This window comes from Rhizobium oryzicola, from assembly GCF_030504645.1.
GTDB classification, from domain to species: Bacteria; Pseudomonadota; Alphaproteobacteria; order Rhizobiales; family Rhizobiaceae; genus Neorhizobium; species Neorhizobium oryzicola.
Genome location: NZ_JAUKWQ010000005.1, coordinates 283,415 through 304,848, shown reverse-complemented (window position 1 = coordinate 304,848; position 21,434 = coordinate 283,415). Strand labels below are relative to the sequence as shown.

General features: G+C 59.4%; 19 protein-coding genes and 4 tRNA genes. 14 read left to right on the top strand and 9 right to left on the bottom strand.

Annotation, left to right across the window (positions count from 1 at the left end):
* Positions 1 to 61: 61 nt before the first annotated feature.
* The 6 genes from Q2T52_RS17435 to Q2T52_RS17410 all read left to right on the top strand — a co-directional run bounded on the left by Q2T52_RS17435 (position 62) and on the right by Q2T52_RS17410 (position 7,823).
* Complete coding sequence (locus Q2T52_RS17435) at positions 62 to 1,573, top strand: ABC transporter substrate-binding protein (RefSeq protein ID WP_302078073.1); 1,512 nt, start codon at positions 62 to 64, stop codon at positions 1,571 to 1,573.
* A gap of 63 nt (positions 1,574 to 1,636) precedes the next feature.
* Positions 1,637 to 2,584 carry an ABC transporter permease gene (locus Q2T52_RS17430; RefSeq protein ID WP_302078072.1) on the top strand — a complete coding sequence of 316 codons (948 nt, stop codon included), beginning with the start codon at positions 1,637 to 1,639 and terminating at the stop codon, positions 2,582 to 2,584.
* Positions 2,581 to 3,456: an ABC transporter permease gene (locus Q2T52_RS17425; RefSeq protein ID WP_302078071.1), complete on the top strand. Its 876-nt coding sequence runs from the start codon at positions 2,581 to 2,583 to the stop codon at positions 3,454 to 3,456. The genes Q2T52_RS17430 and Q2T52_RS17425 overlap by 4 nt, the downstream gene beginning before the upstream one ends.
* An 18-nt stretch (positions 3,457 to 3,474) precedes the next feature.
* Positions 3,475 to 5,259, top strand: coding sequence for a gamma-glutamyltransferase family protein (locus Q2T52_RS17420; RefSeq protein ID WP_302078070.1), 1,785 nt, complete (start codon positions 3,475 to 3,477; stop codon positions 5,257 to 5,259).
* A 3-nt stretch (positions 5,260 to 5,262) separates the two neighbouring features.
* Positions 5,263 to 6,021: a DUF1028 domain-containing protein gene (locus tag Q2T52_RS17415; protein ID WP_302078069.1), complete on the top strand. Its 759-nt coding sequence runs from the start codon at positions 5,263 to 5,265 to the stop codon at positions 6,019 to 6,021.
* On the top strand, positions 6,018 to 7,823 hold the full coding sequence (locus tag Q2T52_RS17410) for an ABC transporter ATP-binding protein (protein WP_302078068.1): 1,806 nt from the start codon (positions 6,018 to 6,020) through the stop codon (positions 7,821 to 7,823). The genes Q2T52_RS17415 and Q2T52_RS17410 overlap by 4 nt, the downstream gene beginning before the upstream one ends.
* Positions 7,824 to 7,841: 18 nt before the next feature.
* On the opposite strand, the gene radC is transcribed toward Q2T52_RS17410, so the two are convergent.
* From radC to Q2T52_RS17390, 4 genes are read right to left on the bottom strand one after another with little or no spacing between them, the layout of a single operon-like run.
* Positions 7,842 to 8,675: a RadC family protein gene (radC, locus tag Q2T52_RS17405; protein ID WP_302078067.1), complete on the bottom strand. Its 834-nt coding sequence runs from the start codon at positions 8,673 to 8,675 to the stop codon at positions 7,842 to 7,844.
* A 3-nt stretch (positions 8,676 to 8,678) separates the two neighbouring features.
* On the bottom strand, positions 8,679 to 9,515 hold the full coding sequence (map, locus tag Q2T52_RS17400) for a type I methionyl aminopeptidase (protein WP_302078066.1): 837 nt from the start codon (positions 9,513 to 9,515) through the stop codon (positions 8,679 to 8,681).
* A 29-nt stretch (positions 9,516 to 9,544) separates the two neighbouring features.
* Positions 9,545 to 10,261: a DNA/RNA nuclease SfsA gene (gene sfsA / locus Q2T52_RS17395; RefSeq protein WP_302078065.1), complete on the bottom strand. Its 717-nt coding sequence runs from the start codon at positions 10,259 to 10,261 to the stop codon at positions 9,545 to 9,547.
* Between the two features lie 3 nt (positions 10,262 to 10,264).
* Positions 10,265 to 12,106, bottom strand: a complete 1,842-nt coding sequence (locus Q2T52_RS17390; protein WP_302078064.1) for a PHA/PHB synthase family protein — start codon at positions 12,104 to 12,106, stop codon at positions 10,265 to 10,267.
* 133 nt (positions 12,107 to 12,239) lie between these two features.
* On the opposite strand from Q2T52_RS17390, the gene Q2T52_RS17385 reads away from it, so the two are divergent.
* The 5 genes from Q2T52_RS17385 (at position 12,240) to recJ (ending at position 17,867) form a co-directional block, all read left to right on the top strand.
* Positions 12,240 to 12,629 carry an SHOCT domain-containing protein gene (locus tag Q2T52_RS17385; protein WP_302078062.1) on the top strand — a complete coding sequence of 130 codons (390 nt, stop codon included), beginning with the start codon at positions 12,240 to 12,242 and terminating at the stop codon, positions 12,627 to 12,629.
* A gap of 103 nt (positions 12,630 to 12,732) precedes the next feature.
* The gene (locus Q2T52_RS17380) at positions 12,733 to 13,956 is read left to right on the top strand and encodes an LL-diaminopimelate aminotransferase (RefSeq protein WP_302078061.1); all 1,224 of its coding nucleotides are present in this window, start codon (positions 12,733 to 12,735) and stop codon (positions 13,954 to 13,956) included.
* 61 nt (positions 13,957 to 14,017) lie between these two features.
* Positions 14,018 to 15,337: a homoserine dehydrogenase gene (locus tag Q2T52_RS17375; protein ID WP_302078060.1), complete on the top strand. Its 1,320-nt coding sequence runs from the start codon at positions 14,018 to 14,020 to the stop codon at positions 15,335 to 15,337.
* Positions 15,338 to 15,489: 152 nt separating this feature from the next.
* Positions 15,490 to 15,702, top strand: coding sequence for a hypothetical protein (locus tag Q2T52_RS17370; RefSeq protein ID WP_302078059.1), 213 nt, complete (start codon positions 15,490 to 15,492; stop codon positions 15,700 to 15,702).
* A 362-nt stretch (positions 15,703 to 16,064) separates the two neighbouring features.
* Positions 16,065 to 17,867: a single-stranded-DNA-specific exonuclease RecJ gene (recJ, locus tag Q2T52_RS17365; RefSeq protein ID WP_302078058.1), complete on the top strand. Its 1,803-nt coding sequence runs from the start codon at positions 16,065 to 16,067 to the stop codon at positions 17,865 to 17,867.
* A 55-nt stretch (positions 17,868 to 17,922) separates the two neighbouring features.
* Here recJ and Q2T52_RS17360 read toward each other — a convergent pair.
* From Q2T52_RS17360 to gloA, 5 genes are all read right to left on the bottom strand, one after another.
* A tRNA-Glu gene (locus Q2T52_RS17360) sits at positions 17,923 to 17,997 on the bottom strand.
* Positions 17,998 to 18,167: 170 nt separating this feature from the next.
* Positions 18,168 to 18,242 (bottom strand) — tRNA-Glu (locus Q2T52_RS17355).
* A gap of 156 nt (positions 18,243 to 18,398) precedes the next feature.
* A tRNA-Glu gene (locus tag Q2T52_RS17350) sits at positions 18,399 to 18,473 on the bottom strand.
* Between the two features lie 153 nt (positions 18,474 to 18,626).
* Entirely contained in the window at positions 18,627 to 19,202 is a 576-nt protein-coding gene (locus Q2T52_RS17345) for a hypothetical protein (RefSeq protein ID WP_302078057.1), read from the bottom strand.
* An 80-nt stretch (positions 19,203 to 19,282) separates the two neighbouring features.
* A complete protein-coding gene (gene gloA / locus Q2T52_RS17340) occupies positions 19,283 to 19,723 on the bottom strand; it encodes a lactoylglutathione lyase (protein WP_302078056.1) in 441 nt (146 codons plus the stop codon).
* A 195-nt stretch (positions 19,724 to 19,918) separates the two neighbouring features.
* On the opposite strand from gloA, the gene Q2T52_RS17335 reads away from it, so the two are divergent.
* The 3 genes from Q2T52_RS17335 (at position 19,919) to Q2T52_RS17325 (ending at position 21,133) form a co-directional block, all read left to right on the top strand.
* Positions 19,919 to 20,497 (top strand): cold-shock protein, encoded by a 579-nt coding sequence (locus Q2T52_RS17335; protein ID WP_302078055.1) that lies wholly within the window; start codon positions 19,919 to 19,921, stop codon positions 20,495 to 20,497.
* A 3-nt stretch (positions 20,498 to 20,500) separates the two neighbouring features.
* On the top strand, positions 20,501 to 20,977 hold the full coding sequence (locus tag Q2T52_RS17330; protein WP_302078054.1) for a DUF192 domain-containing protein: 477 nt from the start codon (positions 20,501 to 20,503) through the stop codon (positions 20,975 to 20,977).
* A gap of 79 nt (positions 20,978 to 21,056) precedes the next feature.
* Positions 21,057 to 21,133: transfer RNA gene (locus Q2T52_RS17325), tRNA-Pro, on the top strand.
* Positions 21,134 to 21,434 lie beyond the last annotated feature (301 nt).

Here is a 21,434-nt window from a genome sequence, read left to right as displayed (position 1 = left end):
CCAGAGAAAACAAGCTGGCACGGGAAACAAAACTGACCTGTTCAATCAGAGGAGAACGATCATGAACCGAATTTTGAGCTGGACCACGGCTCTGGCCTTTGGCGCCTTGACGGCCTTTCAGGCGGGTGCCGTTGATCTACGTATCGGCCTGCAGGACGATGCCGATGCGCTCGATCCCGCCCAGTCGCGCACCTTCGTTGGCCGCATCGTCTACACCGCCATGTGCGACAAGCTGGTGGATGTTTCGCCGGACCTGAAGATCATTCCGCAGCTGGCAACAGAATGGGCCTGGTCCGAAGGCGGCAAGGTCCTGACCATGAAGCTGCGTCCTAACGTCAAGTTCCATGATGGTACCACCATGGATGCAGACGCCGTCGTCGCCACTATCCAGCGCAACCTGACGCTACCGGAATCGCGTCGCAAGAGTGAGCTTGCCTCCGTTGACAAGGTGGAAGCGACAAGCCCGCTGGAAGTGAAGTTCACGCTGAAGAAGCCTGACGCTACGCTGCTGGCGCAGCTCTCCGACCGCGCAGGCATGATCGTGTCGCCCAAGGCTGCCAAGGAACTGGGTGCGAACTTCGGCTCCAAGCCGGTGTGCGCCGGACCGTTCAAGTTCGTGGAACGCGTTCAGCAGGATCGTATCGTTCTGGAAAAATTCCAGGATTACTGGAACAAGGACCAGATCTTCATCGACAAGGTCACCTATCTGCCAATCCCGGATAGCACCGTACGCCTTGCCAACCTGCAGTCCGGCGATCTCGACTTCATCGAGCGCGTTGCACCGACCGACGCGCCTGCCATCAAGTCCAATCCGAAGCTGACCTATGCGGACGTTGTCAACATCGGCAACCTGTCGATCTATGTAAATGTCGGCAATGGTGCCAAGGCCAACAATCCTGTCGGCAAGGACAAGCGCCTGCGTCAGGCCTTTTCCCTGGCCATTGATCGCGAAGCGCTGATGCAGATCGTCTTCGAAGGGACGGCGGTTGGCGGCAACCAGCCATTCCCGCCGAGCAGCGCCTGGTATGACAAGGCTATCCCGGTTCCGGCTCGCGATGTGGCCAAGGCAAAGGCGCTCATCAAGGCCGCCGGTTTTGATCGCGTGCCGGTCGAGATGCAGATCCCGAACAGCCCGGTCGTTCAGCAGACGATGCAGATCGTCCAGTCCATGGTGGCCGAAGCCGGCTTCGATGTGACGCTGAAGTCGACGGAATTTGCGACTCTGCTCGATGAGCAGACCCGTGGCAATTACCAGATGAGCCGTTCTGACTGGTCAGGTCGTGTCGATCCCGATGGCAACATCCACCAGTTCCTCACCTGCAAGGGTGGCCTGAACGACACGAAATATTGCAATCCAGAAGTCGACAAGCTGCTGGACGAGGCGCGCGCCTCGACGGACGATGCCGTGCGCCAGCAAAAGTATGATGCAGCCGCGGTCATCCTGAATGACGACATGCCGATGATCTTCCTCGGTCATCAGTCCTGGATCTGGGCCATGAAGAAGGGTGTGACGGGCTTCGTTGCCAACCCTGATGGCATGATCCGTCTGCAAGGCGTCAAAAAGCAGGGCTGATGCTCGCCTCGCCGCGGGTGCGCATTTGCCCGCGGCTCTTCCTGTCTGCGTGAGGATGGCGGAATGCCTGTCTATATCGGAAAACGTCTGCTGGTCGCGATCCCGACCCTGCTTATCATCTCCATCTTTGTCTTCTCCCTGCAGAAGCTGCTGCCGGGCGATCCCGTGCTTGCCATGGCAGGCGAGGAGCGCGATCCGGCGGTGCTCGAACTGCTACGGGAAAAATACCACCTGAACGACCCAATCCCGCTGCAATATGTGCGTTGGCTGGGCGGCGTCATGACCGGTGATCTCGGCATTTCGCTGCGGACCAATCAGCCGGTGACACAACTGATCGCGGAGAAGCTGCCGGTTACGATCCAGCTTGCTGTCATGGCTATGATCTTCGCCTTCGTGATCGGCATTCCTGCCGGCATCATCGCGGCCGTCAAGAAGAACACGGTCATCGATTACGTTGCCAGCATCCTGGCGCTCTCCGGTCTGTCCGTCCCGAACTTCTGGCTGGGGATCATGCTGATCTTGCTGGTATCGGTGAAGCTCGGCTGGTTGCCTGCGTCCGGTTACGAATCGATCTTTGTCGATCCTGTCCGGTCGCTCCAGACCATGGTGATGCCGGCCTTCGTGCTGGGCAATGCGCTGGCCGCGACGCTGATGCGCCATACGCGATCCGCCATGCTCGGCGTCCTTTCGGCTGATTATATCCGCACCGCGCGCGCCAAGGGCCTGTCGCCCAAGGACGTTGTGTTGTCGCACAGCTTCCGCAATGCGCTTTTGCCGGTCGTGACGCTGAGTGCGCTGTTGTTCGGAGAATTGCTGGCCGGCGCCGTTCTGACGGAGCAGATCTTTACCATTCCGGGCTTCGGGAAGCTCATCGTCGATGCCGTCTTCAACCGCGACTATGCTGTCGTGCAGGGTGTGGTGATGTGTACGGCGCTAGGCTTTATCCTGATGAACCTCATCGCCGACATTCTTTATGTGCTTCTCAATCCGCGTCTGAGGGCAAGCCTATGACCGCGATCGAACAAACATCTCCGGTCGTTGCCGAGAAGCGCGAGGGCAATCGCGCGTGGCGCAAGCTGAAGGCTAGCCGCAGCGCGACGGCGGGGCTGATCATTATCGGCTTCTTCGCGATCCTCGCGATCTGCGCGCCGATCCTGCCGATCCCCGATCCCGTTGCCACCAGCTGGTCCGCCATTCGCAAGGCACCATCGGCCGCCCATTGGCTGGGCACCGATGATCTTGGCCGCGATATCCTGTCCCGCATGGTCTGGGGGGCGCGGGCCTCGCTGATGGCCGGTATCTTTTCGGTCACGCTCGCCGTGGTCATCGGCGTTCCCTTCGGCATCCTTGCCGGTTATTTCGGCGGCTGGGTGGATCTGGTCATCTCCCGCATCACCGAAGCCCTGCTTGCCATGCCCTTCCTGATCATGGCGATTGCACTGGCCGCCTTCCTTGGCCCCAGCCTCACCAACGCGATGATCTCGATTGGTCTCACCGCCATGCCGATCTTCGTGCGGCTGACGCGTGGACAGGTGCTGGCCGTGAAGCAGGAGGATTTCGTCGAAGGCGCACGGTCTGTCGGGCTCGGTCATGTCGATATCATGAGCCGCTACATCCTGCCCAATGTCACAGCCCCCATCATTGTGCAGGCGACGCTGACGGTTGCGACTGCGATCATCGCGGAGGCAAGCCTCTCCTTCCTCGGGCTTGGCCAGCAGCCACCGGCGGCGAGCTGGGGTTCCATGCTGAATGTCGCGAAGAATTTCCTGAGCCAGGCGCCATGGATGGCGATGTGGCCGGGGGCCGCGATCTTCCTCGTCGTTATCGGATTCAATCTGCTGGGGGATGGACTGCGCGATGCGCTGGACCCCCGCGAACACTGATCTTCAAAGGCAAAGACCATGACAGAGTTCACCACGCGCCCCGAAATCCTCGGCACCTTCGGCGTCGTTACCTCCACCCACTGGATTGCCTCTGCCGTCGGCATGAGCATTCTGGAAAAGGGCGGCAATGCATTTGATGCAGCGGTCGCCACCGGCTTCGTGCTGCAGATCGTCGAACCGCATCTGTGCGGTCCGGGCGGAGATATGCCGGCCGTCATCTATTCCGCCAAGAAGGACAAGGTGGAGGTGATTTGCGCGCAGGGACCAGCCCCTGCAGGCGCCACCATCGAGCACTATACTTCGGAAGGCCTGAAGCTTATTCCCGGCGATGGCCTTCTCGCGACGGTCATTCCGGGCGCCTTTGATGGCTGGATGCTGATGCTCCGGGAATACGGTACCATGTCGGTGCGCGAGGTTCTCGAGCCCGCCATCTATTACGCGGAAAATGGCCATCCGGTGTTGCCGCGCGTCTCCGCCACCATCAAGGGCCTCAAGGATTTCTTTGAGAAGGAATGGCCGACCTCATTTGATACCTGGCTGCCGGGCGGCGTTGCACCTGAGCCGCATTCGAATTTCCGCAATCCACTTCTCGCCGAAACCTGGAAGCGCATCATCGCGGAAGCGGAAGCGAAATCTGGGCGCGACGAACAAATCCAGGCGGCGCGCGATGCCTTCTATCGCGGCTTCGTGGCCGAGGCGATCCAGCGCTATCTCGACACGGCAGAAGTGATGGATGCGAGCGGCATCAAGCACAAGGCCGTGCTGACCGCTGACGATATGGCCAATTGGCAGGCGACGATCGAGGCGCCGCAGACCTACGACTATCATGACTGGACGGTGGCCAAGACGCCGGGCTGGGGGCAGGGGCCGGTTCTGCTCCAGTCGCTGGCGCTGTTGAAGGGCTTCGATATCAATGCGATGGACCCGGCTGGCCCGGATTTCGTCCACCATGTCGTGGAAGCCATGAAGCTCGCCTTCGCCGACCGCGAGGTTTATTACGGCGATCCGGAATTCGGGCAGATCCCGACCGGCCAGCTTCTGACAGACGCCTATAATGATGAACGTCGCAAGCTGATCGGGGCGGAAGCTTCCTTCGAGCTGCGCCCCGGTACTCTGCCCGGATACGAGAACCAGCGCGACCTGACCATGGCCATGCTGGCGGAATTCTCCGGCAAGGGTTCCGTCTATGAACCCACCATGGCGCATCTCTCTGAAAAGAAGGGCGATACCGTCCATATCGACGTCATCGATCGCTGGGGCAACATGGTGTCCACCACGCCATCCGGCGGTTGGCTGCAGTCGTCGCCAGTCATTCCCGGCCTCGGTTTCCCGCTCAATTCCCGCGCCCAGATGTTCTGGCTGAAGCCAGGGCTTCCCACCTCGCTGGAGCCGGGCAAGCGCCCGCGCACGACGCTCACCCCATCGCTGGCGCTCTATCAGGGCAGACCGACGCTTGCCTTCGGCACACCGGGCGGCGACCAGCAGGATCAGTGGCAACTGCCCTTCTTCCTGCGCTATGCCCATCATGGCAAGAACCTGCAGGCAGCGATCGACATGCCGCTGTTCCACACCACGCATTTCCCCGGCTCCTTCTATCCCCGCACGTCGGAGCCCGGCCACATCATGGTGGAAGCTGGTTTCGGCGAGACCACGATCGCCGAACTGCGCCGTCGGGGCCACAAGATTACCGTTGCGGAAAACTGGAGTGTCGGTCGCCTGACCGCCGCCCGTCGTGATGCCGATGGTCTGCTGCGCGCGGCTGCCACGCCGCGCCTGATGCAGGCCTATGCCGTAGGACGCTGAGCCATGACCTGGTCTATCGTTGCCCGTGATCCCGAAACCGGCCACCTGGCCGTTGCTGTCGCCAGCCGCTTCTTTGCGGTTGGCTGCGCCGTGCCCCATATCCGCGGTCGGGTTGGTGCCGTTGCCACGCAGGCCTTCGTCAGCCCGCTCTACGGTACGGACGGCCTTGCCATGCTGGGCGAGGGGAAGTCTCCCGAGGAGATCATCGCGACTGTTACGTCGCGGGATGATGGTTCTCAGCAGCGGCAGATGCACTTGATTGATGCCCAAGGGCGTAATGCGGCCTTTACCGGCGAGAAATGTATCGATTGGGCAGGGCATCTGGTGGATGACAACGTCTCGGTTGCCGGCAACATGCTGGCCGGTCCGCAGGTCATCGAGAAGACGCTGAAGGCTTATAAGGATCTTGCGAAAGCGTCCTTTGCCGAACGCCTGCTCGGCGCGATGGAGGCCGGCGAGGCGGCTGGTGGTGACAAGCGCGGCAAGCAATCGGCGGCGCTGGTCATCTATCGTGACCAGGATTATCCCTGGCTTCGCATCCACGCCGACGACCATGCCGATCCGCTAAACGAGTTGTGGCGGCTCTACCGGGTGGCGCAGGAGCGTTACCTGCATGTGGCCGAGACCATGCCGACGCGGCAGAACCCGCATGGCATGATTGACCGCAGTGAAATTGACCGAAAGATTGCCGAACTGGAAGCCGAGCGGGTCGCCGCCGGTCGCGCCTCCGCCTCCTATGCAACGCCGTGGGTACCGCGATGAGCACTCCAGTTCTTTCCGTCAAAAACCTCACCACGTCCTTCCGGGTCGATGGCCAATGGAAGTCGGTCGTTCGCGATATCTCCTTTGATGTGGGTGCCGGTGAAACAGTCGCCATTGTTGGTGAGTCCGGCTCCGGCAAAAGCGTCACGTCACTGTCGATCATGCGGCTGCTGGCTGCCAATTCCAGCCGGATCGACGGCAAGATCTTTCTCAACGGTCGCGATCTGGTGGCGTTGTCCGAGAAGGAGATGCGTTCCGTTCGCGGTAACGAGATGGCGATGATCTTTCAGGAGCCGATGACATCGCTCAATCCGATCTTCACCATCGGCCGGCAGATCTCCGAGGTGCTGACGCGCCACAAGGGGATGACGGCGGCTGAAGCACGTGACGAGACGATTCGCCTTCTCGAGAAGGTTCGTATCCCGAATGCTAAGGGTCGCTTCGACGAATATCCCCACCAGTTCTCGGGTGGCATGCGCCAGCGCGTCATGATTGCCATGGCGCTGGCCTCAAAGCCGAAGCTTCTGATTGCTGATGAGCCGACCACGGCACTGGATGTGACCATACAGGGCCAGATCCTCGACCTGATCAAGGTCCTGCAGGAAGAGGAGGGTATGTCGGTTCTCTTCATCACGCATGACATGGGCGTTGTTGCAGAGATTTCAGACCGCACCATCGTTATGTTCCGCGGCGAAGCGGTCGAGACCGGTAAGACGGACGACATCTTCCATCGCGGCCAGCACGCCTATACGCGCGCGCTCTTGTCGGCTGTGCCGAAGCTGGGCTCCATGGAAGGCCGCAAGCTGCCGCTTCGCTTCCCGATCGTGGACGTGAAGACGGGGATTTCGACAGAGCCTTCTGAGGAGAAGGACACCGTGTCTAAGAAGGGGCCGATCCTGGAGGTGAAGAACCTCGTAACTCGGTTTGCAATCCGCTCGGGCCTCTTCAGCCGCCAGACCGGTGCGATCCATGCCGTCGAGAACGTATCTTTCGATCTGCGCGAAGGCGAGACGCTGTCGCTGGTCGGAGAATCCGGCTGCGGCAAGTCGACAACCGGCCGCTCCATCATGCGACTGATCGAACCAACGTCCGGACAGATCCAGCTCGACGGTTACAACGTGCGGGATCTCAGGGGAAGCGACCTGCGGCGTATGCGCAAGAGCATCCAGATGATCTTCCAGGACCCCTTCTCCAGCCTCAACCCGCGCATGACCGTTGGGGCGGCGGTGGCCGAACCCTTCATCAAGCACCAGATGGGCTCCAAGCGGCAGGCGCAGGAAAAGGCGGCGGATCTTCTGGAGCGCGTCGGTCTCTCCAGCGCCATGATGAACCGCTATCCGCATGAATTTTCCGGCGGCCAGCGCCAACGCATCGCCATCGCCCGTGCCCTGTCGCTCGATCCGAAGGTGATCGTGGCGGATGAAAGTGTGTCGGCGCTGGATGTCTCCATTAAGGCGCAGGTCTGCAATCTGCTGCTGGATTTGCAGGAAAGCCTGAATCTCGCCTTCCTGTTCATCAGTCACGATATGGCTGTGGTTGAGCGCGTGAGCCATCGCGTTGCGGTCATGTATCTCGGTGAGATCGTCGAGATTGGTCCGCGCGCATCGGTCTTCGAAAACCCGCAGCACCCCTATACGAAGAAGCTGATGGCGGCGGTTCCGGTTCCCGATCCGGCGCGGCGCGGTATCCGTCGCGGCATCTCCAATGATGAGTTGAAAAGCCCGGTTCGTCCCAATGGATATCAGCCGCCGCAGCGCGAATACCGGGAAGTGTCATCGGGGCATTTCGTGCAGGTGGCGTAAATCAGCTCGGTCTGCGGTTCAGATGAGCCGCAGGCCCTTCATGCTGATATGGCCAGACTTCCCGATGATGATGTGATCGTGAACCGTGATCCCGAGTGGCTTCGCCGTATCGATGATCGTCTTCGTCATCTCAATGTCCGCCCGCGACGGAGTGGGGTCGCCGGATGGATGGTTATGCACTAGGATGATAGCGGTCGCAGACAATTCCAAAGCGCGCCGCACCACCTCGCGCGGATAGACGGGGGTATGGTCGACCGTACCATGTCCCTGAACTTCATCGGCGATCAACGCATTGCGCTTGTCGAGAAAGAGAATACGGAACTGCTCGCGGGACTCGTAGGCCATGGCGGCGTGGCAATAGTCGATGACCGATGACCACGAGGACAGCACCTGCTTGCCCTTGATCTCGCTTTTCAGCATGCGATGACCGACCGTTGCGATCAGTTTCAGGTCAAGCGCCACCGCTTCGCCAACGCCCTTCACTTCCTGCAACAATTGCACCGGCGCACCAAAAACACCGGCCAGCGTGCCGAACTTCTTGATCAGCGCCTTGGCGATCGGTTTGGTGTCGCGCCTTGGGATCAGGCGAAAGAGAATGAGTTCCAGGATTTCGTAGTCGGCCAGCGCCGTATCGCCGCTCTCGCGGTAGCGGCTGCGAAGCCGGTCACGATGCCCGTGATAGTCCGCAACCTTTTCGTCGTCCTTGGTCTCAAGTGGCAATTTCCTAGATCGCGAGGATTTGGTTTGCTGCTCGGCAAAGAAGCCTCGTTCGTCGGCTTCTTCGCGAAACAGATCATCGGTCTCCGAAAGCGCGTGGGCTGGTGGCTTAGGCAAGGCCGGGGGCTGGGTCATGGGTCAACCGTTGAGCGGCGGAAGGCCGGGACGATCGAGCCCGCCTGGAGACAGAGTGAAGACTTCGCAGCCCGTCGCGGTAACGCCAACCGCATGTTCGTACTGGGCCGACAGCGAACGGTCGCGCGTGACGGCTGTCCAGCCATCAGCCAGAACCTTCACATGCGGCTTGCCGAGGTTGATCATCGGCTCGATGGTGAAGATCATGCCTTCGCGCAGTTCCGGCCCTTCATCGGCCCGGCCGTAATGCAGGATGTTGGGGCTATCGTGGAAAAGACGGCCAACGCCGTGGCCGCAGAAATCGCGAACGACGGAGCAGCGCTCGGCCTCGGCATAGGTCTGGATCGCCTCGCCGATTGCACCGGTGCGGGCACCGGGCTTGACGGCGGCAATGCCGCGCAGCAGGCATTCATAGGTCACTTCCATCAGGCGTTCTGCGGCCCGCTTCACCGTGCCGACCGGATACATACGGCTGGAATCGCCATGCCACCCATCGACGATATAGGTGACGTCGATGTTGATGATGTCGCCTTCGCGCAGCGGCTTGTCTTCTGGCATGCCATGGCAGACGACATGGTTGATGGAGGTGCAGACGGAATATTTATAGCCGCGATAATTCAGTGTGGCGGGAAGCGCCCCATTGTCCATGCCGAATTCGAAGACGAAGCGGTCGATCGCGCTCGTCGTAACGCCGGGCTTCACGATGGCTGCCAGTTCATCCAGGCAACGGGCCGTCAGCTGGCAGGCCTTGCGCATGCCGGCAAAGTCTTCCTGCGTGTAAAGCCTGATTGCGCCCGTGTTCTTCTTGGGCGCGGATGCCGCCTCGATATAGGTTACCATGTTATCGCTTTCGTCTCTTCTCAGCTTTTTTAGGCAGGCATATCGGATTCGTCCATGGCAATTACCCGCAACGGGCGTATTGCTTCGGCAGATACGCTGCAGGCGATGGCATAGGCTTCTACGCCGCGCTGTCTTGCCTTCCGATACGCCCTGCCATAGGCCGGATCAAGTTCTTCGCAAATGCGCAGCCTGTCGCAGTCGTTTCGCTGGATCACATATAGCATGACCGCCCGCTTTCCGCTTTCCGCGACGTCGCCCAGTTCATCCAGATGCTTTGCGCCGCGACTGGTCACGGAATCGGGAAACTCAGCGAGACCTCGCCGGCGCATGAAATGCACGTTCTTGACCTCTACATAAGCATCGCGAAGGTCAGGGTCCAGCAACAGCAGGTCGATGCGCGAGTTCACGCCGTAGCGCTGTTCGCGCTTGATCTGCTCGTAGCCGGAAAGGGACGGGATCAGTCCCTGTCGTATTGCTTCCTCCGCCAGCCTGTTCGGCAGGCCAGTATTGATGCCGACCAGCGTACCGTCGGCTTCCACCATTTCCAGCATATGCCGGTACCTGCGCGTCGGGCTGTCGTGCTGAGACAGGAAGATGCGTGAGCCGGGTGTCGTCAACCCGCGCATCGAGCCGGTGTTCGGGCAGGATCCGGTGATCTCGCGTCCGTCATCGAGCACGGCATCGAACAGGAAACGCTTATAGCGACGCACCAGCGTCGCCGGGATCAGGGCAGGAGAAAAGTCCATCACTCAGTCGCGTGCGAGCACATAGGTGCCGGGCGCATCGCCGAGCGGTTCCAGCGCGCCGCCACCGGGCTGGCGTGCCGGTACGCTCTTGTCGTCCTGCGCAACGATCCAGTTCTGCCAGTGTGGCCACCAAGAGCCCGGCGTCTGTGTTGCATCCGCCAGCCATTCGTCCAGCGTTCCCTTGGGCGCGCCGTTCGTCCAGTACTGATACTTCATCTTGTCGGGCGGGTTGACCACGCCCGCGATGTGGCCGGAGCCGCTGAGTACGAATTCGACCGGGCCGCCGAAGAACTGGCAGCCCAGAAACACGGAACGGGCAGGGGCGATATGGTCCTCTTTCGTCGCAAGGCTGTAGACCGGGATCTTTACGTCGGAGAGCGAAATCTTTTTGCCGAACAGTACCATCTCGCCCTTGGTCATGCGGTTTTCGAGGTAGCAATTGCGCAGGTAGAAGGCATGGTTCGCCGCGGTCATGCGCGTGGAATCGGAATTCCAGTAGAGAAGGTCGAAGGCGGTCGGCTCCTTGCCCTTCAGGTAGTTGCTGACGACATAGGGCCAGATGAGTTCGGAGGCGCGCAGCATGTTGAAAGCGGTCGCCATCTTCGATCCGGCCAGGAAACCGGCCGTACTCATCTGCTTCTCAATGGCTTCCAGCTGCTCCTCATCCACGAAGACTTTCAAGTCGCCCGCATAGGTAAAATCCACCTGCGTGGTGAAGAAAGTGACGGATTTGATGCGGTTCTTGCGGCTCTTGGCGTGGACGGCAAGGGCAGCGGACAAAAGCGTTCCACCCACGCAATAGCCGATGGCATTGACCTGCTTTTCTCCGGTGGCCTGCTCCACGGTATCGAGGGTGAAATCAATTCCGTCGCGGATATAGTCTTCCCAGGAGAGCGAGGCGTGGCGTGCATCCGGATTGACCCAGGAAATTACGAAGACCGTGTGGCCCTGATCGACGCACCACTTGATGAAGCTCTTCTGCGGGCTGAGATCCAGAATATAGAACTTGTTGATCCAGGGAGGCACGATGACCAAGGGGCGCTTGAGCACCGTTTCCGTGCTCGGCGTATACTGGATAACTTCGCAGACCTCACTGCGTGCCACGACCTTGCCTGGCGTCAGCGCAAGGTTCTTGCCGACGGCGAACTTTTCGTAATCGGTCTGCCGAAGCCTCAGTTCTCCGCGACCGGCGCGAATGTCCTCGGCAAACATCCGCATACCCTGCACCAGATTGGCGCCGTTGGTGGAGACGGTTTCGCGATAGACTTCCGGATTGGTCAGCGCAAAATTCGCTGGCGAAATGGCAGCCGTGACCTGTTTCACATAGAAGGCAGCCTTCTGGCGCGTGTGCTCGTCCAGCCCATCGGCCTTCTCGACCAGCTTCTCGGCCCATTCCGCGGTTACCTGATACACCTGCCGAAGGAACGCGAAGAAGGGATTGTTTCGCCAGTCGTCATCGGCGAATCGCTTGTCCTTCAGAAGCTCCGGCGGTTCCGGATCGACGTTTTCACCGGAGAGGCGGCTCAGCGTCCGCATCCAGATGCCCATATAGGAAGAAAGAAGCAGGGATTGCGCTTCCAGCGTCCGCTGCGGTTCCGACATCCAGTATTCGGTGACCTTGCTGAGCGTCTTCACGAGGTCGGTCAGCGGATCCACCGAATCAAGCAGCTCACCACGCTCACGGGGGCCGAGCCATTCGGTGGCGGCCTTGCCCATGTTTTCCACCGCACGCGCGAGGTTCATGGCCATGGCCTGCGGATCCTTGACCACATATGCCTCAAGTTTTTCAGGGTCGAAGCCGTTGAAATCGGCTTCCTTCTGCTCTGCGCGGCCGCTGGTATCCATCCGCTTCGTCCTCCCCTGGAAAGCCATTCGGCTTGATTGTTTTGGTTTTTACATTGTGCCCGAAAACGAATACAAGTGCCAGCGGCGGCGCCCCGGCGGGCCCTGCCTTAACGGAATGGGTGGGATGCGTAGAATGTTGATGTCTGGCCGTTTGCTGTTGTGGATGGGCGCTGTTGCAATGCCGCTTGCACTGTCGGGCTGCTCGAGCGATACATTCGCGCTGACAGGCCGTCCGACCACTGCGCCTCAGGCAACCGTCGTTGGACCGCAGCCAGCACCGACCCCGAAACCCATCACCAAACTTTCGACGGGCGAATATCCGAGCGTTGGGCGGCCATTGACGGCCGCTAATACGCAGATCGCCGATCAGGACTTTGATAGTACGGAAGCAAAGCTCACGCGTCTTGCAAACCAGCGAAAGTCGGGGGCGATTACGGAAGCTGAATACAAGCGCCGTATCGCTGCTCTGCGCCAGCTTGGTAGCGAACATGCTGCCGACGCAGAACGCGAAATTGCCAAATAGGCCTTGCCATCAGGCGGTTTTGGAAGCAAAGCAACAGAGCGTCCGTTACGCAAACGTGTCGTAGATGGATTGCTTTCGCCCCTAATGCCTCACGAGGTCCGCTATGGAAGAGTTTCATAAAGTTCGCCGGCTTCCGCCTTACGTTTTCGAACAGGTCAACCGTTTGAAGGCGAGCGCGCGAGCCGGTGGCGCGGATATCGTTGATCTTGGCATGGGCAATCCAGATCTTCCGACGAACAAGTTCATCGTCGACAAGCTGATCGAAACAGTTCAGCGCCCTGATACGCACGGCTATTCCTCATCCAAGGGCATCCCCGGCCTTCGCCGCGCCCAGGCTGCTTATTATGCCCGCCGTTTTGGCGTGAAGCTGAACCCTGATACCCAGGTTGTCGCCACCCTTGGCTCCAAGGAAGGCTTTGCCAACATGGCGCAGGCCATTACGGCCCCGGGCGATGTGGTTCTCTGCCCCAATCCGTCCTATCCCATCCATGCCTTCGGCTTCCTGATGGTGGGCGGCGTGATCCGCTCCATCCCCGTCGAGCCGAACGAGGAATTCTTCCGGGCACTGGAGCGCGCTGTTGCGCATTCGATCCCGAAGCCGATTGCGATGATCCTCTGCTATCCGTCGAACCCGACGGCAACGGTTGTCGAACTCGAATTCTACAAGGACGTTGTGGCCTTCGCGAAGAAGCACGGCATCTTCGTCCTCTCCGACCTGGCCTATTCGGAGATCTACTTCGACGGCAAGCCGACTCCGTCCATCCTACAGGTGCCGGGTGCGATCGACGTCGCCGTCGAGTTCACCTCCATGTCGAAGACCTTCTCCATGGCCGGCTGGCGCATGGGCTTTGCCGTTGGTAACGACCGCCTCATCTCGGCACTGACGCGCGTAAAATCCTATCTGGATTACGGCGCATTTACGCCGATCCAGGTGGCGGCTACGGCAGCGCTCAACGATCCCGATCTCGACCAGCATATCGATGAAGTGCGCCAGACCTATAAGCGCCGCCGTGATGTTATGGTGGAGAGCTTCGGTCGCGCCGGTTGGGACGTGCCGCCGCCGGCGGCCTCGATGTTTGCCTGGGTGCCGGTGCCGGAAAAATTCCGCCCGCTCGGTTCGCTGGAGTTTTCCAAGCTGCTGATCGAAAAGGCTGATGTGGCTGTGGCGCCCGGCATTGGCTTCGGAGAGCACGGTGACGATTACGTGCGCATCGCGCTGGTGGAGAACGAGCATCGCATTCGTCAGGCGGCCCGCAACATCAAGAAGTTCCTCGGAACGGCGGACGACACGTTGCACAACGTGATCTCGTTGAACGCCCACCGCTAAGATTTTCAGACATGGCGGGCAGCGTTCTGCTGCCCGTTCTTTTCTCGACAGGACACAAGTTATGGCAGACGCCCTCAAAATCGGCATTGCGGGTCTGGGCACCGTTGGCGCATCACTGGCGCGTATTCTGCAGACGCGGGCAAACGAGCTTGCCGTCACCTGCGGGCGCGCCATCGAAATCACGGCCGTCAGTGCGCGCGACAAGACGCGCGACCGCGGCGTCGATCTGTCCAGGGCTGCTTGGTTCGACACACCGGAAGAATTGGCCGAGAAGGCCGATATCGATGTTTTCGTCGAACTGATGGGCGGCGCCGAAGGTGCGGCCGACAGGTCGGTGCGGGCGGCTCTCTCCCGCGGCCTGCATGTCGTCACCGCCAACAAGGCGCTTCTTGCCCGTTGCGGCGTCGAGCTTGCCAAGATGGCGGAGGAGAAGGGTGTTCTTCTCAACTTCGAAGCGGCCGTTGCCGGTGGTATTCCAGTCATCAAGGCGCTGCGCGAGTCGCTGACCGGCAATACCGTGTCGCGCATCTACGGCATCATGAACGGCACCTGCAACTACATCCTGACACGGATGGAGAAAGAAGGTCTGACTTTCGAAGCCTGCCTGAAGGAAGCGCAGCGCCTGGGCTATGCCGAGGCCGATCCGACCTTTGACATCGAAGGCAATGATACCGCCCACAAGTTGGCGATCCTGACGACGCTTGCCTTTGGAACCGAGATTGCCGCGGACGAGATCTATCTCGAAGGTATCTCCAACATCACCATCGAAGATATTCAGGCTGCTGCCGATCTCGGCTATCGCATCAAGCTGTTGGGCGTGGCGCAGCGGACGGATAGCGGTATCGAGCAGCGGGTTCATCCAACCATGGTGCCGCATGATACCGTGATTGCGCAGGTCGATGGCGTGACCAATGCTGTCGCCATCGAATCCGACATTCTGGGCGAATTGCTCATGGTCGGTCCGGGTGCTGGCGGCAACGCCACCGCGTCAGCTGTTCTCGGTGACATTGCCGATATTGCCAAGAGCCGTCCGGGCGCCCAGCGCGTTCCGGTTCTTGGTACGCCGGCAGCCTCGCTCAGCCCCTATCGCAAGGCGCAGATCCAGAGCCACGAAGGCGGCTACTTCATCCGTCTGACCGTATCTGATCGGACCGGCGTATTTGCCAATGTTGCCACGCAAATGGCAGAGAACGGCATTTCGCTCGAATCCATCGTCCAGCGTGCCGATGGTGGTTCGCCAAGCAATGCCAAGACGATCATTCTGGTGACCCATGCCACCACGGAGGTTTCGATCCGCAAGGCGGTGGACGGCATCAAGGCCCAATCCTACATCGCCAGCGAACCGCAGGTGATCCGGATTGAGCGCCCGAAGGCGTTTTGACCACAATTTCGCTGAAGTTTCGGTTTTTCGTTAATCAATCTGTCATCCGGCCCTAGTGGCCGGATGATTCCAGGCGTATTATCAAAAGTGAAATATGGCTTTTCAGGCCTGTTTCGAGAGCATGTACTTCACAAGCGAGGGAGGCGCCGGTGATGTCCATAGCAATGTTATTCGGTCGACATGAGCCCGTTGGGCCGCCAGCTGCGATCAAGAAGGTGGTTTCGCCGCCACCATTATTTGGCAGTGTGAAAAGCGAGCTGATCGATGAAGAGGAAGGCAGCCTTCTTCTTCCATGGACGGTGCTCCTCGCTTTGTCCGCTTGGCCGGTCTTTATCGTTTCCGCCATCCTGTGGGTGATTCTGTAGTGTGTTGATGGCGCGTTGCGGACTTGGGAATTCTGATTCTGGCGCACTCGTTTAGAGCGTTTCAGGGCCAAATGGAATCGTTCTGCCGGAAGCATTTTTCGTCAAGATCAAGGCTTTCGGCGAAGCGCATACCTCCTGGTACGGTCGAGACGAAAGCCGAAGATAATGGCGGAAAATGATCCGGCCCTTCGGGTTGGCTGAGGCGGGTCATCTGCTTTGTCCAGCGGCTTGGCCGTATGCTTTGGCTACGACACGCGCCGCTCTCCTTGCATCTAATCCCGCCTGAGCCAACAGAACTGTTTCCAGTTAGCCCTGAAACGCTCTAGAACGAACCTGAACCCATTCAGGCCGTTAGAGTACCGATGACCGAACCCGTTGATCCCGTCGCACGCGCTTTCCTAGGCGTAGAGAAGTCCATTGCCGGGCAGAGATGGGTATCGCGGCTGGATCAGGCGGCACAAAACCGCGCGCTCGCCATGGCGCAGGTGCATGGCATCCCGGACCTGATCGCCCGCGTCCTGGCGGGCAGAGGCGTTGCGATCGATGACGCGCTTGCCTTTCTGGACCCAACCATCCGTCGTCTGATGCCGGACCCGCACAGCCTGATCGATTGCGAAAAGGCGGCCACGCGTCTGGCGGATGCGATTGCTCGTCGCGAGCGGGTTGCCATCTTCGGCGATTACGATGTGGATGGTGCCGCGTCCTCCGCGCTTCTGTCGCGCTTCCTGCATCATTTTGAGGTGCCGCACGAAATCTATATCCCGGATCGCATCTTCGAGGGTTACGGACCGAACGCCAATGCGATCCGGCAGCTCATCGCATCCGGCGCGCAACTGATCGTCACGGTCGATTGCGGGTCTACCAGCCATGAGGCGCTGAAGGCTGCTGAAGACGAGCGCTGCGATGTGGTGGTCATCGACCATCACCAGATGGGCCCGGAGATGCCGCCCTCTCTCGCGCTCGTCAACCCGAATCGGAACGATGATCTGTCAGGGCAGGGGCATCTCTGCGCGGCGGGCGTCGTCTTCATGGTGCTGGTTGCCGCTGCCCGCATCCTGCGTGAGCGTGGCGATGCTCGTTCCAAGGGTCTTGATCTGCTGGCCTGGCTCGATCTCGTGGCGCTCGCCACGGTCTGTGATGTGGTGCCGCTGAAGGGGCTGAACCGCGCCTATGTGGTGAAGGGCCTGCTTGCAGCGCGGCACATGGGCAATGCCGGACTTTCCGCCCTGTTTCGCAAGGCTGGCTTGAACGGGCCTGTCACGCCCTATCACCTGGGCTTTCTGATTGGTCCCCGAATCAATGCGGGCGGACGGATCGGCGATGCGGCGCTCGGCAGCCGTCTCCTGACGCTTAATGACTCGATCGAGGCGGAAGAAATCGCCGGGCGACTCGATGATCTCAATCGCGAGCGGCAGGCCATGGAAGCGGAGATGCTGGCCGAGGCCGAAGCTGAAGTGCTGGCCGAATATGGCGATGGCGAAAATGCCGCGGTGATTCTCACGGCGCGTCAGGACTGGCATCCAGGCATCGTCGGGCTTCTGGCCGCGCGTCTCAAGGAGAAATTCAAGCGCCCAGCCTTTGCGATCGCCCTTGATGCCAATGGCAAGGGGACCGGCTCTGGCCGGTCCATCGCCGGCTTCGATATGGGCCGCATGGTCCGTAGTGCGGTGGAGCAGGGGCTGTTGGTCAAAGGTGGCGGGCATGCCATGGCTGCGGGCCTGACGGTCGAGCGCGAAAAGCTCGGTGCGCTGCGCGGCTATTTTGAGCAGGTCGCCGCCGCGACCGTGCCTGTACTCGTTGCTGCCCATACGTTGAAAATCGACGGCGCACTTTCCGCCTCTGGCGCGACGCTGGCGCTGATCGATCAGCTGGAGCAGGCGGGTCCCTATGGCTCCGGCCACGCACAGCCGATCTTTGCCTTGCCTGCGCATCGCCTGACGGATTCCCGCCTGATCGGCACATCGCATGTGAAGGCCACACTGCAATCGGCTGATGGTACCCGACTCGAGGCGATCGCATTTCGGGCGGCCGAAACCCCGCTCGGTGATTTCCTCTTGAAGTCGCGTGGCACGCAGATGCATGTGGCGGGATCGCTGAGCGCCGACCACTGGCAGGGCAGCCGCCGCATTCAATTGCGAATCTTGGATGCCGCCAGAGCGATCTGATAGGCGCAGCTGGATAGACGCCGCGTCTAATATATCACTGAATGGGGAGGTGAAGTGGCACGCCCTAGGGGAGTCGAACCCCTCTTCCCAGAATGAAAATCTGGTGTCCTAACCGATAGACGAAGGGCGCGTGCGCTTCGTTGTGGCGCCCTTATAGGCGGGAGCCTGCTGTCACGCAAGCGTCAAAATGACGATTTCGTTGGGAAAATTTGGCGAAATCCAAAGACCCAACATCACGCTGAGTTTGTAAGGATGCTTGATCGCAACCCTATGAATTCGCTGTGTGTTTGTGAAAGTAAGTGGCACGCCCTAGGGGAGTCGAACCCCTCTTCCCAGAATGAAAATCTGGTGTCCTAACCGATAGACGAAGGGCGCGTGCGCTTCGTGGTGGCGCCCTTATAATCGGGATTTTTTTCGATGCAAGCGCAAAATGAAAATTCTGCGACAGTCTGTGGATGACGGACCGAGCCCAAGCAATGACAGCGGAAACGCCTGCCATTGATATCATCATTGATGAGATGAAAGTGGAAGTGGCACGCCCTAGGGGAGTCGAACCCCTCTTCCCAGAATGAAAATCTGGTGTCCTAACCGATAGACGAAGGGCGCGTGCGCTTCGTGGTGGCGCCCTTATATGGAGCGTATTTTCAGGACGCAAGCGAATTTTTGCATTTGTCAGAGAAAAAATGAGGTCCCAATCGGCTGTGGTGAAATGCCAAGAAACCTGAACAACGTCAGCACTTTAAGCTACGTCCTTGCAGGTCACCAAAGCCCGCCGGCACCGTTCTCCGTTGCTGCCGATGGCGCTTGGACAGGCACCTGCGCGGGCTGGATTGCGGCAGAAGGCTTCAGGCTGAACATGCTGCCCGTGGTAGCGTTGAAGTTGCGTTGCGGCAGGTAGGATGCAGCGCTGCCGGGATCCGTGGCGGGAGGCTGGGCAAGCGCGAAGATGCTGTTGCTGCCGGCGTTGACGGTCGTTGGTTGGTTCACAACCGAACCAAGCTGGTTGGCGGGAGCGTTTGCATCTGGCATTGGCGCTGCTTGGGCCATCTGCGTCGGCTGGCCGCCAGTCGCGACAGCGGGACGCTTCGCATTTGCGGTGCGCGTTCCGCCCTTGGTGACGAAGGGATCGGTGTAACTGGCGGTCTTCGCGGAAGATGGCGCGGTTGCCTGAGGTGCTGCGGGGAGCTCCGGACCCATCACGGGCTTTTCAACGCTCGCTGCCAGATCGTCCTTCTTGTCGATACCAAGACAACCCGTCAGCCCCATAGCTATGATCGCCATCGGCATCGTAACGCGCATGGACCGGATAAGCTTTGAAGAAGTCTGGCTCTGCACGATCTGCCCCCATCCTGAAACATCGATATGGGGACAGAATGCATGATCAAGCCTGCGTCAGGCTGGGTTTTTACTTTAACTTACCAGCTGCCGGTATTCGGCATGGATGCCCAAGGCTCGGCTGCCGGCTTGGCGGGACCTTTCTGAAGCAACTCGATCGAGATGCCATCGGGCGAACGAACGAACGCCATGTTACCATCGCGCGGCGGGCGGTTGATCGTGACCCCGTGGTCCATCAGTTTCTGGCAGAAGGCATAAATATCATCCACCTCATAGGCCAGATGGCCGAAATTGCGCCCGCCGGTATAGTCCTCTGTGTCCCAGTTATAGGTCAGCTCAAGGCATGGCGCCTTGTCGTTGGTGGCTGCGTCCACATCCTCCGGGGCGGCCAGGAAGATCAGCGTGAACCGGCCCTTTTCGTTTTCGATTCGGCGCACTTCCTGCAACCCGAAAACACGCGTGTAGAAATCCATGGATGCGTCCAGATCCTTGATCCGAACCATGGTGTGAAGATATCGCATCGCTCCCTGCCTCATGTCTGAGTTTAAATGGCAGGAAACATATGCGTCACCCACCAGCCTCGGACAAGGCGGTGTGGATAGAAAGAGATGGATAAGAAAGAGCGTGGACTTGCGCTGGACGAACGGCGCAATGTTAACATATCTTCTAAGAATCAGTTAACCGTAACCGTGATGCGTAATCCAGGGGCTGACAGAATGGCGGACCGAATGTCATCGAAAGGCGTGGTGAGTTTTGAGGAACTTGCCGGGGAGCCAGTGGATCTCATCGAAATCACCGGCGTGGTGAAGTGGTTCGATGTCGCCAAGGGTTTCGGGTTCATCGTGCCGGATAACGGCATGCAGGATGTGCTGCTGCATGTAACTTGCCTCAGGCGGGACGGCTTCCAGACCATTCTGGAAGGGACCCGCATCGTGGCGCTGATCCAGAAGGGTGGTCGTGGTTACCAGGCCTTCCGCATCCTTTCCATGGACCAGTCGACGGCGGTGCACCCCTCCCAGCTTCCACCGGTCCGCACCCACGTTCAGGTAACACCCACGAGCGGCCTGGAGCGCGCTTTGGTCAAGTGGTTCAACCGTACAAAAGGGTTCGGCTTCCTGACACGTGGTGAGGGGACCGAGGATATCTTCATTCATATGGAAACCCTTCGCCGCTTCGGCCTGACGGAACTTCGCCCCGGTCAGGTGGTGCTGGTTCGTTTCGGACCTGGCGACAAGGGCCTCATGGCTGCGGAGATTCATCCGGATGGTCCAAGCTCTCCGGTGCGGGCACACTAAGACATGCGCATCATCGTCGCGATTATTAAGACTTTCATGCTTTTCGCGGCGCTTGTCTGGATGCAGTTACCTGCATCCGCAGAAGTTCGTTTTGCGAAAGAGCCGCTTTCCATTGTCACGACTGCTGGCGTGAAGCATCAATTCGACGTGGAGTTGGCGCTGAATGACGAGCAGCGGGAACTTGGGTTGATGAAACGCACAGCGCTCGGTGCGGATCAGGGCATGCTTTTTGATTTTGGTGGGTCGCGCGACGTGTCGATGTGGATGCGCAACACGCTGATCCCGCTCGACATGCTGTTCATCAACGCCAATGGCGTGATCAGCCATATTCACGCCAATGCCAAACCGGAATCGGACGATATCATTTCGTCTAATGGCAAGGTGGCCTATGTGCTGGAACTAAGCGGGGGCGAGGCGGCAAGGCGCGGCATCGCTATCGGCGATCATGTTCTCAGCCATCAGATAGGCAATCTGAAATAAGCTTCTGTGAGAAAACAGATTAAAGCGATTTTGCAGTTGCGATACGTTTCTGAACGTTGTATGCGCAACCTCATTGGAACGGAGTGTAGCGCAGTCTGGTAGCGCATCTGGTTTGGGACCAGAGGGTCGGGAGTTCGAATCTCTCCACTCCGACCATTAAATCCCTTAGAAGACCATGTTTTCGGGCAAATTCGATTAGCTTCTAAGCTTTATCGCCAACAAATTGATTGGTACGATCTATAAATTTGGTTCTTGAAGACAACCTGGCGACCCTGCGTATTACGACTGTACGAGAGGCGTAGCATTTAATTAGTCTCAAAAGGGCCTGCGTCTGATCGCGCGGCCTCCTATTTTGGTTTAGCAGGTGCGTCGCGGACACATCGGGCTGCTAGTTGTGGAGCCTCAAAAGGTTGTTGGTTCCCTCCGGCAGGTATAATTTTCGGCCTTCGGAAGGAAG

Excerpts from the sequence above, each read along its gene's own strand:
- recJ (WP_302078058.1), top strand. The coding sequence starts at position 16,065 with ATGACCGAACCCGTTGATCCCGTCGCACGCGCTTTCCTAGGCGTAGAG.
- Q2T52_RS17425 (WP_302078071.1), top strand. The coding sequence starts at position 2,581 with ATGACCGCGATCGAACAAACATCTCCGGTCGTTGCCGAGAAGCGCGAG.
- Q2T52_RS17420 (WP_302078070.1), top strand. The coding sequence starts at position 3,475 with ATGACAGAGTTCACCACGCGCCCCGAAATCCTCGGCACCTTCGGCGTC.
- sfsA (WP_302078065.1), bottom strand. The coding sequence starts at position 10,261 with ATGGACTTTTCTCCTGCCCTGATCCCGGCGACGCTGGTGCGTCGCTAT.
- Q2T52_RS17390 (WP_302078064.1), bottom strand. The coding sequence starts at position 12,106 with ATGGATACCAGCGGCCGCGCAGAGCAGAAGGAAGCCGATTTCAACGGC.
- Q2T52_RS17385 (WP_302078062.1), top strand. The coding sequence starts at position 12,240 with ATGTTGATGTCTGGCCGTTTGCTGTTGTGGATGGGCGCTGTTGCAATG.
- gloA (WP_302078056.1), bottom strand. The coding sequence starts at position 19,723 with ATGCGATATCTTCACACCATGGTTCGGATCAAGGATCTGGACGCATCC.
- Q2T52_RS17380 (WP_302078061.1), top strand. The coding sequence starts at position 12,733 with ATGGAAGAGTTTCATAAAGTTCGCCGGCTTCCGCCTTACGTTTTCGAA.
- Q2T52_RS17375 (WP_302078060.1), top strand. The coding sequence starts at position 14,018 with ATGGCAGACGCCCTCAAAATCGGCATTGCGGGTCTGGGCACCGTTGGC.
- map (WP_302078066.1), bottom strand. The coding sequence starts at position 9,515 with ATGGTAACCTATATCGAGGCGGCATCCGCGCCCAAGAAGAACACGGGC.
- radC (WP_302078067.1), bottom strand. The coding sequence starts at position 8,675 with ATGACCCAGCCCCCGGCCTTGCCTAAGCCACCAGCCCACGCGCTTTCG.
- Q2T52_RS17335 (WP_302078055.1), top strand. The coding sequence starts at position 19,919 with ATGGCGGACCGAATGTCATCGAAAGGCGTGGTGAGTTTTGAGGAACTT.
- Q2T52_RS17410 (WP_302078068.1), top strand. The coding sequence starts at position 6,018 with ATGAGCACTCCAGTTCTTTCCGTCAAAAACCTCACCACGTCCTTCCGG.
- Q2T52_RS17430 (WP_302078072.1), top strand. The coding sequence starts at position 1,637 with ATGCCTGTCTATATCGGAAAACGTCTGCTGGTCGCGATCCCGACCCTG.
- Q2T52_RS17330 (WP_302078054.1), top strand. The coding sequence starts at position 20,501 with ATGCGCATCATCGTCGCGATTATTAAGACTTTCATGCTTTTCGCGGCG.
- Q2T52_RS17415 (WP_302078069.1), top strand. The coding sequence starts at position 5,263 with ATGACCTGGTCTATCGTTGCCCGTGATCCCGAAACCGGCCACCTGGCC.
- Q2T52_RS17370 (WP_302078059.1), top strand. The coding sequence starts at position 15,490 with ATGTCCATAGCAATGTTATTCGGTCGACATGAGCCCGTTGGGCCGCCA.
- Q2T52_RS17435 (WP_302078073.1), top strand. The coding sequence starts at position 62 with ATGAACCGAATTTTGAGCTGGACCACGGCTCTGGCCTTTGGCGCCTTG.